Origin of the sequence: Polynucleobacter sp. MWH-CaK5 (assembly GCF_018687615.1) — a bacterium.
Taxonomy (GTDB): domain Bacteria; phylum Pseudomonadota; class Gammaproteobacteria; order Burkholderiales; family Burkholderiaceae; genus Polynucleobacter.
Genome location: NZ_CP061299.1, coordinates 689036 through 705119, shown reverse-complemented (window position 1 = coordinate 705119; position 16084 = coordinate 689036). Strand labels below are relative to the sequence as shown.

General features: G+C 45.3%; 16 protein-coding genes. 6 read left to right on the top strand and 10 right to left on the bottom strand.

Going from position 1 to position 16084, the window contains the following annotated elements; genetic code table 11:
- Positions 1 to 3: 3 nt before the first annotated feature.
- The 3 genes from GQ367_RS03675 to rsxB all read left to right on the top strand — a co-directional run bounded on the left by GQ367_RS03675 (position 4) and on the right by rsxB (position 3379).
- Positions 4 to 1200: an amino acid aminotransferase gene (locus tag GQ367_RS03675; protein WP_215291564.1), complete on the top strand. Its 1197-nt coding sequence runs from the start codon at positions 4 to 6 to the stop codon at positions 1198 to 1200.
- Positions 1201 to 1368: 168 nt separating this feature from the next.
- Positions 1369 to 2700: a polyhydroxyalkanoate depolymerase gene (locus GQ367_RS03670; protein ID WP_215291562.1), complete on the top strand. Its 1332-nt coding sequence runs from the start codon at positions 1369 to 1371 to the stop codon at positions 2698 to 2700.
- Complete coding sequence (gene rsxB, locus GQ367_RS03665) at positions 2693 to 3379, top strand: electron transport complex subunit RsxB (protein ID WP_215291560.1); 687 nt, start codon at positions 2693 to 2695, stop codon at positions 3377 to 3379. The genes GQ367_RS03670 and rsxB overlap by 8 nt, the downstream gene beginning before the upstream one ends.
- A gap of 26 nt (positions 3380 to 3405) precedes the next feature.
- On the opposite strand, the gene GQ367_RS03660 is transcribed toward rsxB, so the two are convergent.
- Genes GQ367_RS03660 through GQ367_RS03650 form a run of 3 tightly spaced genes read right to left on the bottom strand, consistent with a single transcriptional unit; the run spans position 3406 to position 4916 of the window.
- Complete coding sequence (locus GQ367_RS03660) at positions 3406 to 3831, bottom strand: DUF1841 family protein (protein WP_215291877.1); 426 nt, start codon at positions 3829 to 3831, stop codon at positions 3406 to 3408.
- 2 nt (positions 3832 to 3833) lie between these two features.
- The gene (gene nth, locus GQ367_RS03655; RefSeq protein WP_215291558.1) at positions 3834 to 4472 is read right to left on the bottom strand and encodes an endonuclease III; all 639 of its coding nucleotides are present in this window, start codon (positions 4470 to 4472) and stop codon (positions 3834 to 3836) included.
- Between the two features lie 15 nt (positions 4473 to 4487).
- A complete protein-coding gene (locus GQ367_RS03650) occupies positions 4488 to 4916 on the bottom strand; it encodes an HIT family protein (RefSeq protein WP_215291557.1) in 429 nt (142 codons plus the stop codon).
- Positions 4917 to 5004: 88 nt separating this feature from the next.
- Here GQ367_RS03650 and maiA point away from each other — a divergent pair, with 88 nt between their 5' ends.
- On the top strand, positions 5005 to 5658 hold the full coding sequence (gene maiA, locus GQ367_RS03645; protein ID WP_215291876.1) for a maleylacetoacetate isomerase: 654 nt from the start codon (positions 5005 to 5007) through the stop codon (positions 5656 to 5658).
- Positions 5659 to 5739: 81 nt separating this feature from the next.
- On the opposite strand, the gene aceA is transcribed toward maiA, so the two are convergent.
- The 4 genes from aceA to clpB all read right to left on the bottom strand — a co-directional run bounded on the left by aceA (position 5740) and on the right by clpB (position 11663).
- A complete protein-coding gene (aceA, locus tag GQ367_RS03640; protein ID WP_215291555.1) occupies positions 5740 to 7038 on the bottom strand; it encodes an isocitrate lyase in 1299 nt (432 codons plus the stop codon).
- A 242-nt stretch (positions 7039 to 7280) separates the two neighbouring features.
- The gene (rraA, locus tag GQ367_RS03635; RefSeq protein ID WP_215291553.1) at positions 7281 to 7775 is read right to left on the bottom strand and encodes a ribonuclease E activity regulator RraA; all 495 of its coding nucleotides are present in this window, start codon (positions 7773 to 7775) and stop codon (positions 7281 to 7283) included.
- Between the two features lie 20 nt (positions 7776 to 7795).
- Positions 7796 to 9007 (bottom strand): MFS transporter, encoded by a 1212-nt coding sequence (locus tag GQ367_RS03630; protein WP_215291551.1) that lies wholly within the window; start codon positions 9005 to 9007, stop codon positions 7796 to 7798.
- Between the two features lie 61 nt (positions 9008 to 9068).
- Positions 9069 to 11663 carry an ATP-dependent chaperone ClpB gene (gene clpB, locus GQ367_RS03625; RefSeq protein ID WP_215291549.1) on the bottom strand — a complete coding sequence of 865 codons (2595 nt, stop codon included), beginning with the start codon at positions 11661 to 11663 and terminating at the stop codon, positions 9069 to 9071.
- A gap of 95 nt (positions 11664 to 11758) precedes the next feature.
- Here clpB and GQ367_RS03620 point away from each other — a divergent pair, with 95 nt between their 5' ends.
- Positions 11759 to 11998, top strand: a complete 240-nt coding sequence (locus GQ367_RS03620) for a GIY-YIG nuclease family protein (RefSeq protein ID WP_215291548.1) — start codon at positions 11759 to 11761, stop codon at positions 11996 to 11998.
- Complete coding sequence (dinG, locus tag GQ367_RS03615; RefSeq protein ID WP_215291546.1) at positions 11995 to 14091, top strand: ATP-dependent DNA helicase DinG; 2097 nt, start codon at positions 11995 to 11997, stop codon at positions 14089 to 14091. The genes GQ367_RS03620 and dinG overlap by 4 nt, the downstream gene beginning before the upstream one ends.
- 28 nt (positions 14092 to 14119) lie before the next feature.
- Here dinG and moaE read toward each other — a convergent pair whose 3' ends face one another.
- Genes moaE through glp form a run of 3 tightly spaced genes read right to left on the bottom strand, consistent with a single transcriptional unit; the run spans position 14120 to position 16050 of the window.
- Entirely contained in the window at positions 14120 to 14569 is a 450-nt protein-coding gene (moaE, locus tag GQ367_RS03610) for a molybdopterin synthase catalytic subunit MoaE (protein ID WP_089516518.1), read from the bottom strand.
- Positions 14570 to 14571: 2 nt separating this feature from the next.
- Entirely contained in the window at positions 14572 to 14829 is a 258-nt protein-coding gene (moaD, locus tag GQ367_RS03605) for a molybdopterin converting factor subunit 1 (protein ID WP_215291544.1), read from the bottom strand.
- Positions 14830 to 14838: 9 nt separating this feature from the next.
- Entirely contained in the window at positions 14839 to 16050 is a 1212-nt protein-coding gene (glp, locus tag GQ367_RS03600) for a gephyrin-like molybdotransferase Glp (RefSeq protein WP_215291875.1), read from the bottom strand.
- Positions 16051 to 16084: the final 34 nt, after the last annotated feature.

The window sequence follows — 16084 nt, the reverse complement described above, 5'->3', positions numbered from 1 at the left end:
ACTATGAGCCTCTTTTCAAACGTCGAACTTGCCCCCCGTGACCCCATTCTTGGCCTCAATGAAGCCTATAACTCTGACAGCCGTGCAACCAAGGTAAACCTTGGGGTTGGCGTGTATTTCACCGATGATGGAAAGATCCCATTATTGCGTGCCGTACAGGCTGCAGAAAAGATCATGATGGAAAAATCTGCCGCCCGTGGCTATTTAGCCATTGAAGGTATTGCAGCTTATAACCAAGGGGTACAAAACCTCTTGTTTGGTAAAGATTCTGCGATTTTGACCTCTGGTCGTGTCGTAACTGCCCAGGCAGTTGGCGGTACAGGTGCCCTCAAGATTGGCGCTGACTTTATCAAGCGCTTAGAGCCTAATGCTGTGGTGGCTATCAGCGATCCAAGCTGGGAAAATCATCGCGGCATCTTTGAAAACGCTGGCTTCCCTGTTCAAAACTATACCTATTACGACCCTGAAACACGTGGCGTGAACTTTACAGGCATGGTTAAGTCTTTAGAGGCTCTTCCAGCCAAATCAGTGGTTTTATTGCACGCCTGCTGCCATAACCCAACGGGCGCGGACATGTCTGTGGATCAATGGAAGCAAATTGTGCAAATTTGCAAAGCCAAGCAATTGATTCCTTTCTTGGACATGGCTTATCAAGGTTTTGCAGACAATATTGATGAAGATGGTGCTGCGGTTCGCCTATTTGCTGAATCAGGCCTTTGCTTCTTTGTTTCTAGCTCATTCTCAAAGTCTTTCTCTTTGTACGGTGAGCGCGTTGGTGCCCTATCGATTGTTACTGAGAGCAAAGATGAGTCCACACGCGTGATGTCACAGTTAAAGCGTGTGATTCGCACTAACTACTCCAACCCAGCAATTCATGGTGGTACGGTGGTTGCTACGGTCCTAAATACCCCAGAACTATGCGCCATGTGGGAGCAAGAGTTGGCAGAAATGCGCGATCGCATCAAATTAATGCGCAATTCTTTGGTGACCAAATTGGCCCAAGCTGGTGCAAAACGTGATTTTGGCTTCGTTAACGACCAAAGAGGCATGTTCTCCTACTCTGGTTTGACATCAGATCAGGTGGATCGTCTACGTGAGGAATACGGCATTTATGCTGTTTCTACTGGTCGTATCTGCGTTGCAGCCCTCAATAGCAAGAATATTGATGGCGTGGCCAAAGCGATTGCCTCAGTTTTATAATCGTTTTAAATCAATGTCTTAGACAACATTTTGGTGCTCCCAGCATCAAAATGTTGCATTGCACAAATTGATATTTTTAGGGATAATCTAGCTAATGTAAAAAGTGCCTAATGGCACACCAGTCCTTAACTCCGTTTTGGACATTTTTAGATTTCGGGAGATTAACTGATGCTGTATCAATATCAAGAGTTCCAAAAAGCCTTGCTTCAACCTTTGACAGCATGGGCTCAGGCAACAGCAAAGACCTTTGTTAATCCCAGCAATCCACTCTCACTTCTTCCATCAGCCACCAGAATCGCTGCTGGATATGAGCTTCTATACCGTTTAGGTAAAGAATACGAGAAGCCAGAATTCAAAATTAAAACAGTGATGGCGCATGGCAAGAATGTTGCCATCAACGAATTTACCGTGGTTGATAAACCATTTTGTAAATTAGTTCGCTTTAAACGCTTTTCTGATGACGTCAATGTCATTAAAAAACTCAAGCAAGATCCAGTGGTTTTAATCGTGGCGCCTTTATCAGGTCACCACTCCACACTCTTGCGCGACACAGTTCGTACATTGCTACAAGATCACAAGGTTTACATCACTGATTGGGTCGATGCTCGCTTAGTTCCTCTTGAAGATGGCAGCTTCTCTTTGGATGACTACGTTCATTACATCCAAGACTTTATCCGTGAGATTGGCGCAAAAGATTTGAACGTTCTATCCGTTTGCCAACCAACAGTACCGGTATTAGGCGCTATCTCATTGATGGCTTCGAATGGTGAAGTAACACCAAGAACCATGACGATGATGGGTGGTCCGATTGATGCTCGCAAGAGCCCAACCATGGTGAACTCAACCGCTACTAACAAATCATATGAATGGTTTGAAAACAATGTGGTGTTCACAGTACCACCCCCACATGCTGGTGCAGGACGTCGTGTGTACCCAGGCTTCCTTCAGCACACCGGCTTTGTTGCAATGAACCCAGATCGCCACGTTCAGTCTCATTGGGATTATTTCCAAGACTTGGTCAAGGGCGATAAGCAAGATGCTCAAGCCCATATCAAGTTCTATGATGAATACAACGCTGTGTTGGACATGGATGCAGCTTACTACCTAGACACCATCAAAACAGTTTTCCAAGACCACTCTTTACCAACTGGTAAATGGTTTGTTGGCGGCAAGTTAGTTAAGCCGCAAGACATCAAAGGCACAGCCCTTTTGACCATCGAAGGCGAGTTGGATGACATCTCAGGTAGTGGTCAAACAAAAGCTGCTCACGGCTTATGTAAAAATATTCCTGATAGTAAAAAACAGCACTACGAAGTCAAAGGTGCTGGTCACTACGGTATTTTCTCTGGACGTCGCTGGCGTGAAATGGTCTACCCAGAAGTAGGACAATTCATTCGCAAACACGCCATCAAGGGAAGTAAAGCTGTTGTGCAAAAAGCAGTCAAGAAACCTGCTGTTAAAAAAGTAGCCGCTAGAAAACCTGCTGCAAAGAATGCATAAAGCCATAGACGGTCTTGATGACCTATCGGATCGTCTATTAGCCGCACTTCCTCAAACTCAATGCACCAAATGTGGCTACCCTGACTGCAGGGCTTATGCAAAAGCCATGTCTAGTGGCGAAGCGCCACACAATCAGTGCCCACCCGGCGGACAAGAAGGCATTGCGCGTTTAGCAAAAATACTTAACAAAGAAGTTTTAGAACTCAATCCTCACAATGGCGAAGAGCGCCCTCGTTCAATCGCTCTGATTGAGTCAAAGGCATGCATTGGTTGTACGCTTTGCATTCAGGCCTGCCCAGTTGATGCCATCGTCGGAGCATCAAAGCAAATGCACGTGGTGATTGATGAATGGTGTACTGGATGTGATCTCTGCATTCCACCCTGCCCAGTTGATTGCATCACCATGGTTCCTGTCACCGGAAAAGCAACTGGCTGGGATGCCTGGAGTCAGGAGCTAGCTGATCTAGCTAGAAATCGTTATGAGTCTCGTGAAAAGAGATTGGAACGTGAAGAACTAGACAATATCCGCCGCTTGGCTCTCAAGGCTAAAAATAAATCCAAGGCTCTTGATCTTGAAAATGCCAAAACTGAAGATGAGAAATCTGAGATTGAACGCAAGCGTGCCATCATTGCGGCTGCCATGGCCAGAGCTCAAGAAAAACTTCAGTCATCTAGCTAAACACCTGACTTGCTAGACGGGCAACACTAAAGTAATTTTTTAATGGCTTCAACATAAACCACCATATCTGGTGGAGTTCCATCTCTTTGAGCATTCCAAAGAACCTGCCCCAAACATTCCATGATCTTGTGCTGAGCCTCATGCTCAGAATCTAATTTGATCGACAATTGCTTGCTGGCTTCACGAATACCAGGTGGCTGATCAATTTGCACCTGCTCAGTAATCGACATGTGCATGGATAGGTGTAAGAAAGGATTGGTTTGTCCTTTTTCAGGGGTGTACTCAGCCTCTTTGGCAGATTCAAGATCACTCAAGATGCCGTGATACTCAGGATGCTCCACCATCCATCTGGCGGCGATGGATTCCATGGGCGTGAGAATGCCAGAGCGCTGCTGCTTGGCCCAGGCCTCACAAAAAAACTGCCTGACTTCTTCTTTGCTGGGATTAAACAAACTCATATCGAGAAATTCTTTTCTTTGAATGAGCATAATGGCTCAACAATGCATTTTGCACAATCAGGGCTTCTAGCTTTGCAGGTGTAGCGGCCATGCAAAATCAACCAATGATGAGCATCAATCAGATAATCCTTAGGCACTCGCTTTAACAATGCCATCTCAACAGCCAAGACATCTTTGCCTGGCGCTAATCCAGTTCTGTTAGACACCCTGAAGATATGCGTATCAACTGCCATGGTCGGATGACCAAACGCCGTATTTAAAATGACATTGGCTGTTTTTCTGCCAACCCCTGGCAACGCTTCTAGAGCTTCCCTATCTTCAGGAACCACTCCTCCGTGACGCTCGATCAAGAGGCGACAGGTTTCTATCAAATGCTTGGCTTTGGTTTTGAATAACCCAATGTGCTGAATGTAAGGTATCAAGCCATCAACACCAAGAGCATGAATTGCTTCAGGAGTATTCGCTACTGGAAAAAGAACCCTGGTACCTTTATTGACTGATACATCTGTTGCTTGAGCTGACAATAAAACAGCTGCTAATAATTCAAAAGGCGTGGTGTACTCAAGTTCCGTGGTCGGCTTCGGATTGTTGCTTTTCAGTGCCTCAAAAAAAGCCAAGCGTTTTTGTGGATTCATTGAAACCTATCAACCTTAAGCGTGGCCTAGAAGATCTTGCAAACGCTTGACCATCACAGGAACTTTGACTAACTGCTTTTGAAGATGCGCAGCATTGCTTTCTCTTTGTTTCTCAGACCAAGCAGATCCTGGAAAAAACACATCTTCTTTGAATCTAGGAATGATGTGCCAATGAAGATGAGGCACCATATTGCCTAAAGCAGCGAGGTTCACTTTATTGGGCTGCATGACCTCCAGCATCGTCTTTTCAATTAAGAACATGATGTGCAATAAACGACCGCGCTGATCGAGACTCAAATCACTCATCTCAGCGACGTGCTCATTCCAAATCACACGACAAAAGCCAGGTAACTCTGGCTCATTGGCCAAAATGACACGTAACTCGTGATTTTTCCAGATTAGCTCACCACCATCAGAGGTGCACAAAGGACAATTTGTATTCATGGTCTTATTTTCGCTTAATTCAGATAAAGACGAAAACCTTTTCTAGATATAAACTGAGTAAAACTTAAACAATGAATGACTCATGGATATCAAATTATTTAGCTATTGGCGAAGCTCAGCGGCTTTTAGAGTCAGAATTGCGCTCAATCTTAAAAACCTAAGCCATGAGGTCATCCCTGTGGACCTTTTAAAGCAAGGCGGCGAACAGCACCTGCCAAGCTACTCAGCCAAAAACCCCCAGGATCTGGTCCCCGTTTTAGAGCATGACTCTCATGTTCTGCGCCAATCACTGGCCATCATTGAGTTCTTAGAGGAAGTTCATCCAACACCCGCCTTGTTGCCAAAGAATATTGAGGAGCGAGCTTGGGTCAGAGCCTTGAGCATGGACATTGCTTGCGACATTCATCCTTTGAATAATTTGCGGGTAATGAAATACTTGCACAAAGAATTAAAGCTAAGCGACGATCAAAAAAGCTCATGGACTAAACACTGGCTTGAAGTTGGACTCGCTGGCGTAGAAAAGACATTATCAACACAAGCACGCCAAGGAAAATTCTGTCTTGGTGATGACATCAGTATGGCTGATGTGTGCTTGATTCCGCAGATCATGAATGCCAAAGCAAGCAACTGCGATCTAAGTAACTTCACAAAGATTCAACAAGTATTTGATGAATGCATGAAATTACCAGCTTTCATTGAAGCTTCTTGGGAAGCTCAAACAGACTATCCCAATAAGTCATAAAAAAGATTTTAGGCAATAAAAAAGCCCGGCTTTTGGCCGGGCTATCAACTCAGGCGGGATACGCCCAAATCAATGACTTGCTTAGTGGAACTGCTCTTCTTCTGTAGAACCAGTTAAGGCTGTTACAGATGAAGCACCACCTTGAATCACTGTTGTTACTTCGTCGAAGTAACCAGTACCAACTTCTTGCTGGTGTGATACGAATGTGTAACCACGATCACGAGCTGCGAACTCAGGCTCTTGAACTTTTTCAACATAAGCAGACATACCGCGTGCAACGTAGTCTTGAGCCAAGTCAAACATGTTGTACCACATAGAGTGGATACCAGCCAATGTGATGAATTGATATTTGTAACCCATCGCACCAAGCTCACGTTGGAACTTAGCAATTGTTGCGTCGTCCAAGTTCTTCTTCCAGTTAAATGATGGTGAGCAGTTGTATGCCAACATCTTGCCTGGGTGCTTAGCGTGAACTGCTTCAGCAAACTTGCGAGCAAATTCAAGATCAGGTGTACCAGTCTCACACCATACCAAGTCAGCGTATTCAGCATAAGCAATCGCACGTGAAATCGCTTGATCGATACCCTTCTTAGTCTTGTAGAAACCTTCAGCAGTGCGCTCACCAGTCAAGAATGGCTTATCGTTTTCATCGTAGTCTGATGTCAACAAGTCAGCAGCTTCAGCATCTGTACGAGCGATCACCAATGTTGGTACGCCACAAACGTCAGCAGCCATACGAGCAGCGATCAACTTTTGGCAAGCTTCTTGTGTTGGAACCAACACTTTACCGCCCATGTGACCACACTTCTTCACTGAAGCCAATTGGTCTTCCCAGTGAACACCAGCAGCACCAGCCTTGATCATGGCCTTCATCAATTCAAATGCGTTCAATACACCACCGAAACCAGCTTCAGCATCAGCAACGATAGGAGCGAAACAATCAATGTGACCCTTGTCACCTTTTTCAATACCTTTTGAGTACTGGATTTCATCAGCACGACGGAAAGTATTGTTGATACGCTCAACAACCTTAGGTACTGAATCAACTGGATACAAAGATTGATCAGGATACATTGATGAGTATGTGTTGTTATCAGCAGCAACTTGCCAGCCTGACAAGTAGATTGCCTTAACGCCAGCTTTAACCTGTTGCATTGCTTGACCACCAGTCAAAGCACCTAAACAGTTAACGTACGGCTCGTTGTTAACCAAGTTCCATAGTTTTTCAGCGCCACGACGAGCCAATGTGTGCTCAATCTGGAATGAACCGCGTAGACGAACTACATCAGCTGCTGTGTAACCGCGCTTGATACCTTTCCAACGTGGGTTTGTATCCCAATCTTTTTGCAATGCATCGATTTCTTGTTGACGTGTTGACATGTTTCTCTCCCGTTAAATAACAAAAATATGTGCCCATAAGACATATAGATATAAATTGCTGTGTCTTATGTCTTATATAAGAGTGTATGTACTTGTGAACAAGATTGCAAGGATTAATTTGACTAGGACAAAGAATATATATCCCAATTAAATTAATGACTTAGGAGATGTATTTTATATTGTGGAATGCTAAATCATCAGTTGCAATGACATGCAACACTTAGCAAATTTACATAAATCAGTTAATCAAGGGGTCTGTCTGCAACCAATACCCCATCCTGATCCACATAAATCATGTCGCCAGGTTTGACCGTTGTGCCTGCCATATCAATGGTCAGGTCACGCTCACCCACATTGCGTTTGACGCTTTTCTGCGGATGAACGGCCAACGCATTGATGCCCACTTTGGCTTGGGCCAGCTCCAATGTGTCACGCACGCAGCCATTGACCAGAATGCCTGCCCAGTTATTTTTCTCTGCCAATACACCTAAATTACCGCCAACCAAGGCGCAACGCATAGAGCCACCACCGTCGATGACCAATACCCTTCCCTGACCAGGCTCATCTAGGATAGTTCTGACCCAGGTATTGTCTTCAAACACCTTGAGAGTGACTGCTGGACCCTTGAACTTAGATAAGCCACCAAATGCACGAAAACCGGGTGCACAAACACGCAGGACTCCAGTTGCAATCAAATCTTCATTAGCATCACATAGATCAGTGGTGGCAAAACTCATGGCTCTCTCCAAAAATATCTTTAAGCGTTTTTTAATTCTACAGAGCGATTATTTTCACCTACCCGGTAGGCAGTGAGCAAGGCCATCATTAAAAATGCAGCAATCAAGATGAAAACTCCTGGCACCAACTTCCAGTCCATCAATAAACCAAACATCAATGGACCAATCGCCAAACCTGAATCAAGACCTGAATAAACAGTGCCAAAGACCCGGCCAGAAGCCTCTTTCGGAGTCGCTGAACGAATCATCAAGTCTCTTGATGGTCCAGCAATGCCCACGCAAAAACCCATCACGGTGAACAAACTCATCATGGTCGAACCTGACACCACAGTCATGGCAATCAGAACTGAAATAGAACTACCTAAAATAAAACCAATCGCGATGACTCTCTCTGGGAAGCGTGCTCGAGTTGCCACAAAGCCACCAAGGAACATACCACCAGCACTGGCCAACATATAAGATGAATACGCGGTAGTGGTCAATGCAATGGGTAAGTCATAAAGCAACTGCATGGCCGTTGGCGCGAAACTTTGCACGCCACTCAAAGCCAAAGCACTTAAAAAGAAAAATCCCCAACACATCCACACCATCGGCAACTTCAAATAATCAAAAGACAGTGCGGATGAATTTTTTCTGGCGGTCTCTTCAAGATCACGCTGTTCTTGAGAGCCCATCAAGACATGACGTCTCCAGTAGAGAACAGCCAACATCACAAAGGCAATCGCTGACGCAACCAACAAGGCTTGGCGCCAACCAGCAAAGGTGGTGACGGCTACCAGTACTGCTGGCGAAGCAGCCCAACCAAGAGCCCCTGAAACTCCATGCATTGAATAAGCATGAGCGACTCGCTCTGGTGAAACTCGACGATTGATCAAGGTGTAATCAGCCGGATGAAATACACCGTTGCCAAGACCTGCTAAGCAAGCACCAAATAACAAGCTCCAATAGCCACTTGAAAAGGACAAGACAATGGCTGAAATAGCCAACATGGCAACACCGAAGAAAAGAACTTTTAAAGGGCCTGAATGATCAACCCAAAAACCAGCAGCAGCTTGCATGATGGTTGAGACGATGAAGAACATGGTCATCAAGAATCCAAGCTCAGCGTAACTGAGCCCGAATTCAACTTTCAACCATGGAAATAATGGCGCAAGAATTAAGTGATAAAAATGGGAGGTGCCATGGGCCACACTGACAAGGCCAATAACCTCCGCGTCTCTGCGAATAGTCATTGGCCGATGTTACTACTGATTGAATCAGGCTGCTAGATTTTGCTTAGAGCCTGGGGTTAGCTTAATGGACAACCCGATCAAACATGAATGCCCCATTTTTATCAACGTCTACTGGAACAATGGCTTTAGGACCAAACTTGCCTTCCAGAATCAATCGAGCCACTGGGTTTTCAATGTATTGTTGAATCGCCCTCTTCAGCGGTCTTGCCCCAAAGACTGGGTCATAACCGGCCTCAGATACCCGTGCAAGTGCAGCGTCACTGACCTCTAGCAACATGTCCATCTTCGCCAAACGATCACGCAAGCGTTGCAACTGAATCTTGGCAATCGCAGCAATGTTCTTTTGGTCTAAGCCATGGAACACAACCATTTCATCTATACGATTTAAAAACTCAGGTCGGAAATGCTCTTTCACATCGCCCATCACAGCTTCTTTGAGTTTCTCTTGTGGCTGGCCACTCATTGACTGAATCATTTGCGAACCTAAATTGCTGGTCATCACGATCACAGTATTTTTAAAGTCCACAGTACGACCTTGTCCATCCGTCATGCGACCATCGTCCAAGACCTGCAACAAGACGTTGAACACATCAGGGTGAGCCTTCTCAACCTCATCCAACAAGATGACGCTATAAGGTTTGCGACGAACGAGTTCAGTTAAATAACCACCCTCTTCGTAACCCACATATCCTGGAGGCGCACCAATCAAACGAGCCACACTGTGCTTTTCCATGAATTCACTCATGTCAATGCGAATCAAATGCTCATCACTGTCAAATAAGAACTCAGCCAGCGCTTTACAAAGCTCTGTCTTACCAACACCTGTTGGGCCCAAGAACAAGAATGAGCCATAAGGCTTGCCTTCATCAGATAGGCCAGCGCGTGAGCGGCGAATAGCATCAGAAACAGCTGTAATAGCTTCTTCTTGACCAATCACTCGATTGTGCAAGTAGTCTTCCATTTGCAATAACTTGTCACGCTCACCTTGCATCATTTTTGATACAGGAATACCTGTGGCTCTTGAGACCACCTCAGCGATTTCCTCAGCGCCCACTTGAGTGCGCAATAATTTGTGTTTAGAAGTAGAACCCTTGGCCTCAGCAACAGCAGCTGATTTCAATTTACCTTCCAGTTCTGGCAACTTGCCATACTGCAGTTCAGCAACTTTTTCTAACTTGCCATCACGTTGTAATTTGACGATTTCAGATTTAACTTTATCAATCTCTTCTTTGATTGAAGCAGTGCCCTGAGCAGCGCCCTTTTCTGCTTTCCAGATTTCTTCAAGGTCTGCGTACTCTTTGCCCAAACGCTTGATCTCTTCTTCGATCAGCGCCAAACGCTTTTGAGAAGCTTCATCTTTTTCTTTCTTCACCGCCTCACGTTCAATCTTCAATTGAATCAAGCGACGATCTAACTTATCCATGACCTCTGGCTTTGAATCAATTTCCATTCTGATGCGAGATGCGGCCTCATCAATCAAATCAATGGCTTTATCTGGCAAGAAGCGATCGGTGATGTATCGATGAGATAACTCAGCAGCTGCAACAATTGCAGGATCTGTGATTTCTACACCGTGATGCAACTCATATTTTTCTTGTAAGCCACGCAAGATAGCGATCGTGTCTTCAACACTTGGCTCACCAACCATGACTTTCTGGAAGCGACGCTCTAATGCTGCATCTTTTTCAATGTATTTGCGATACTCATCCAATGTTGTGGCACCAATGCAATGCAACTCTCCACGAGCCAAGGCAGGCTTCAGCATATTGCCTGCATCCATGGCACCTTCAGATTTGCCTGCGCCAACCATGGTGTGTATTTCATCGATGAAAACAATCGTCTGTCCTTCATCTTTGGCAACATCACTCAAAACAGCTTTAAGACGCTCTTCAAATTCTCCGCGGTATTTGGCACCAGCCAATAGTAAGGCCATATCTAAAACTAAAACGCGTTTATTTTTTAAAGTTTCAGGCACTTCCCCATCAATGATTCTTTGGGCCAAGCCTTCAACAATCGCTGTCTTACCCACGCCCGGCTCACCAATCAAAACTGGGTTGTTTTTAGTACGGCGTTGCAAAATCTGAATCGCGCGACGAATTTCATCATCGCGACCAATGACAGGATCTAATTTACCCAAGCGCGCACGCTCAGTTAAATCGAGGGTGTATTTTTTTAAAGCTTCACGTTGATTTTCAGCATCAGCACTATTCACAGACTGTCCTCCACGAACTGCCTCAATGGCAGCTTCTAAAGTTTTACGGGTAATACCAGCAGCCTTGATCGCCTTACCAAGGTCATCCTTATCGTCACTTAAGACCAATAAGAAAAGTTCGCCTGCAATGAAATCATCGCCACGCTTGGTAGCTTCCTTTTCAGTTAAGTTCAAATGTGCAGCCAAAGAGCGGCCAATTTGAACATCACCCCCCGTGCCCTGCACTTGAGGTAACTTAGCAAGCAAAGCTTGGCATGCCTTTTCCAAAGCAAGGGCGTTACCACCGGTTCGGTTAATGAGTGATTTAGCGGTGCTATCAGATTGCTGCAACATCGCCAATAGGACATGCTCGGACTCGATGTATTGGTTATCAGCGTTCAAAGCCAGGCTTTGGGCTTCGCCCAGAGCTTCTTGGAATTTACTGGTTAATTTATCTAATCTCATGGATATCTCCCATTATCTATGTTCAGTATGTGGGTACATATGCCTAAATTTCAAGTGATTTAGATCAAATAAATTGCTGGCTTTATCATAGAGGGATGTCATGGTGTTTATATCTCTTGGAATGTTCTGATGGAAGCTACTACGCTGGCATCACCAATGACCTGGAGAACCGTATCAACGCTCATAACAACGGCACTGGCGCCAAATATACCCGTGGTAGAAGCCCCGTCAGATTGATTGCCCAGCAGGCTTTTGAAAATCGTTCTGAGGCCTCCAAAGCTGAAAGCCAGATCAAAAAACTCCCTAAAAACCTCAAACCAGGATTTTTTGCGTGAGTAACGAGAACCTCAAAGACATCCAGGAAAAAATCCAAGAGTTTTACCAAGCCGTTCAAGCAAATTGGCCAGGCTTTAAGACTCGAGTGGGCCAAGAACAAATGTTTGCCCACATTGCTCAAACCTTGAGCCAAGCCAAAAGCCCTAAAGACGTCCGAGATGGTGACAATATATTGGTGGTTGAAGGCAAAACCGGCGTGGGTAAAACACTTGGCTATCTGATTCCAGCCATTGTCTTCAGCAAGCTACTCAACAAGCGCGTGATCATCAGTACCGGGACAGTCGCACTGCAAGAGCAGCTAATGCAAAAAGATTTGCCTAATTTGGCAGATTTATCACCCATCTCTTTTGAATATGCCCTGGCCAAAGGTCGTAGTCGTTATGTGTGCAATATCCGCTTAGAACAAGTCAGCGGCAAAACCAAGCAAACAGCTCTTTTTGAAGACGCCAACTGGGACGGTCCACCAAAAGAACAAGATAAAGATAGTTTTGCAGATGCCCTGATTAGCTTAAATGATGGCTCATGGAATGGCGACAAAGATACTGCTCCACCAGAAATCACTGACAGCATGTGGCCCAGAATTGCTGCAGAAAGAAGCTCTTGCTTGGGCAGGCATTGCCAACGCTTCAATGTCTGCCCTTATTTCAATGCCAGACGTGATTTGGTCAAAGCAGATGTGATCATCGCCAACCATGATTTGGTGATTTCAACGATTGCCTCGGGCTCAAAGATTCTTCCAGATCCATCAGAAACGCTTTATATCTTTGATGAAGCCCATAATCTTCCTCAAGTTGGTATCAAGCACTTTGCTTCATCTGTAGGATTAATTGCCAGCACCAGATGGTTAGAAAAAATCATGGCCGCAGTTTTGCGCGCAGACGCTCTTTTGCCAGACTCTTCAGGAAAAACTGTGGAAGAGGTTCATGCTCATGTTGAAGACTTGATCATGCACACCAAGCAAATGATCAACTCATTGAGGTTGGCCAACTTTGTGACTCATGAGCAAGCGATCCATCGCTTTAAAAATGGCGAACTAAGCCCTGAATTCTCAAGTTATGCAGAAACCATTGGGCCACTGGCGATCTCGCTGAATAATCGGATCGGTAAAATTTTGCAACAACTCAACGATCAAAGAAATAACAGCATAGATAAAGATTCCTTCAGCCCTGCAATTTTAGAAATCGGCAGTTATCAATCTAAAACTGAAAATCTATCGAACACTTGGCATTTGATGCAAGCAGATGCCAACCCTCCAATCGCCAAATGGGTGGAGTGGCAAGACCTAGGTTCTACCTTTGACTTCAAGCTTCACGCCTCTCCTATCAGTGCCGCTCAAAATTTAGCTCAGACATTGTGGTCCACCAGTTCCGCGGCCGTCCTAACCTCTGCAACACTGAGAACCATGGGTGACTTTCAATACTTCTTAAATCAAAGTGGCTTGAACTGGTTTCCAAAGACAAATACATTAGAAGCAGAATCCCCGTTCAATTACGAGCAGCAAGGCACTTTCATCGTTCCAGAAATGATCAACTGCCCCACTGCGAACGCCCAAGGACACACGGATGAACTTTCTGATGAAATTCCAAAGCAGCTAAAAGATTTGAAGCATGGCGCCTTGGTATTGTTCACATCCAAAAAGCAAATGAAACAAGTTCACGAAGACTTGCCTGATGATTTTTTACAAGATGTCTTGATGCAGGGTGATATGCCTCGCAATAAATTGATTAGCCAGCATGAGTCACGCATCAAGGATGGTCATCGCAGCATCTTATTTGGCATGCAGAGCTTTGGTGAAGGCTTGGATCTTCCTGGAAAATTATGTGAGACCGTCTTGATCACCAAATTACCATTTGCACCACCCGATTCACCGGTTGAAGAAGCCAAATCAGAATGGCTTGAAAAGAATCAAGGCAATCCTTTTTACGAAATCAGCGTTCCTGCGGTGGCTTTGAAGTTGCAACAATGGGTGGGACGTGGCATCAGAACTGAAACTGACCACGCCACCATCATCGTTTTAGATAAACGATTGAAAACCAAACCTTATGGCAAAAAAATACTAGCGGGCTTGCCGCCATTTAAACGCTTGATGTAGTTTGTTTGAGTGTTTAGAAGAATTGCTATTACTGCCACTTCTTCAGAGCTTCATCATCGCTCAGGCGTGCATCCACCCAGCGAGCTCCTTCAGGGGTATCTTCTTTTTTCCAAAATGGCGCCAAAGTCTTGAGGTAGTCCATGACATATTCACAAGCGGCAAAAGCTTCACCACGGTGAGCACTGGTCACAGCCGTTAAAACGATTTGATCTTCAATATTCAAAGGACCCACTCGATGAATGATCAAAACATCAAAAATATCCCAACGTGCTTTGGCTTTTTCAATGATTTCCTCAAGAGACTTTTCAGTCATACCTGGGTAGTGCTCTAAAGTCATCGCAGCGACTTCAGAACCATCGTTGCGATCTCGCACAGTACCAACAAATGAAGCCACTGCTCCAACGCGTGCATCACCAGCTCTTAATTGTTTGATCTCTTGTGATAAATCAAAATCTTCAGTTTGAATGCGAACTGGCATGTTTATCCGCCCGTCACTGGAGGGAAGAAAGCTACTTCAGCCTGATCAATCAGTGCTGTATCACCCTCCACCATTTGATGATTCAAAGCCATGCGCACCGCTTTACCTTCGGCCAATGCTTCAGACCATGACTCACCCCTGCCCATCAAATGATGACGCAATTCCGTCAAAGTTTTAACGGATGCAGGAACATCAAACTGCTCTTCAGATGTTTTCAAGGTCTCACGCAAAGAGGCGAAGAATTTAATCGTTATTTTCATAGCAATAGCTTAAATCATTCCTGAAAAAGGGATGTACTTCACCATATCACCAGGCTTGATGGCTTGAAGTGGCGGATTATCGACCAAACCATCCGCCCATGAAGCGCTGGTTAAAACACCTGAGCTTTGATTCGGGAATAAATCTAAGCCGCCCTGGGCATTGATGCGCACCCGTAAAAACTCATTGCGACGATCAGCCTTGGGCCAATCAAAGTCAGCTCGCATCATGATCACTGGTGGATTTGCATGAGATCTTCCCTGCAACTTGGCAATGAAAGGACGAACAAATAATAGAAATGTGACAAAACTAGAAACTGGGTTACCGGGCAATCCCATGAACCAAGTTTCCAAGCGATCAGCACCCTGCTTTTTAACCGCACCGAATGCCAATGGTTTACCTGGCTTGATGGCAATTTGCCACATATCAAGACGACCCTCAGCAGTCACCGCTGGCTTGATATGATCTTCTTCACCGACTGACACACCACCAGAAGTGATGATCAAATCATGATCTTTACTGGCACGACGCAAAGCATCTCGAGTCGCTTCCAAGGTATCAGGCACGATACCCAAGTCTGTTGCTTCACAGCCCAGAGAACGAATGCATGCCAACAGAGTATCTCTGTTAGAGTTGTAAATAGCACCAGGCTTTAGTGGCTGACCTGGGAGAGTTAATTCATCCCCGGTAAAAAAAGCCGCTACTTTGATTTTCTTGGTCACTGTTAACTGATGGTATCCAGCAGAGGCAGCAACACCCAACTCCTGAGCTCTGAGATAAGTTCCCTTGCTCAAGGCCACGCCCCCTGCTTTTAAATCTTCACCTTGCAAGCGAATCCATTGACCTTGCTTAGGAACTTCTTGAATAGTGACCTGGTCCCCATTGACCAGACAATCTTCCTGCATCACCACCGCATCTGCACCAGGTGGAATGGTGGCACCCGTGAAAATTCTGGCGATCGTGCCAGACTTGAGCTCTGTGCCCACATGACCAGCAGGAATGCGTTGAGAAACAATAAAACTTTGCCCCGCTGCTTGAATATCCGCCACACGAACGGCATAACCATCCATCTGGGTGTTGTTCATCGGAGGAACATCGACTTGACTGAGGATATCCGTGGCCAAAATTCTTCCCAAAGCATCTTGAGTGCTCACCACTTCAACCTCTGCCATTGGCTTTGCTTGAGACAATAGATGCTCAAGGGCCTCAGCAGCAGTTTTCATAGGAGGTTTGTTCATGGCTTGCGACATGGGCTTA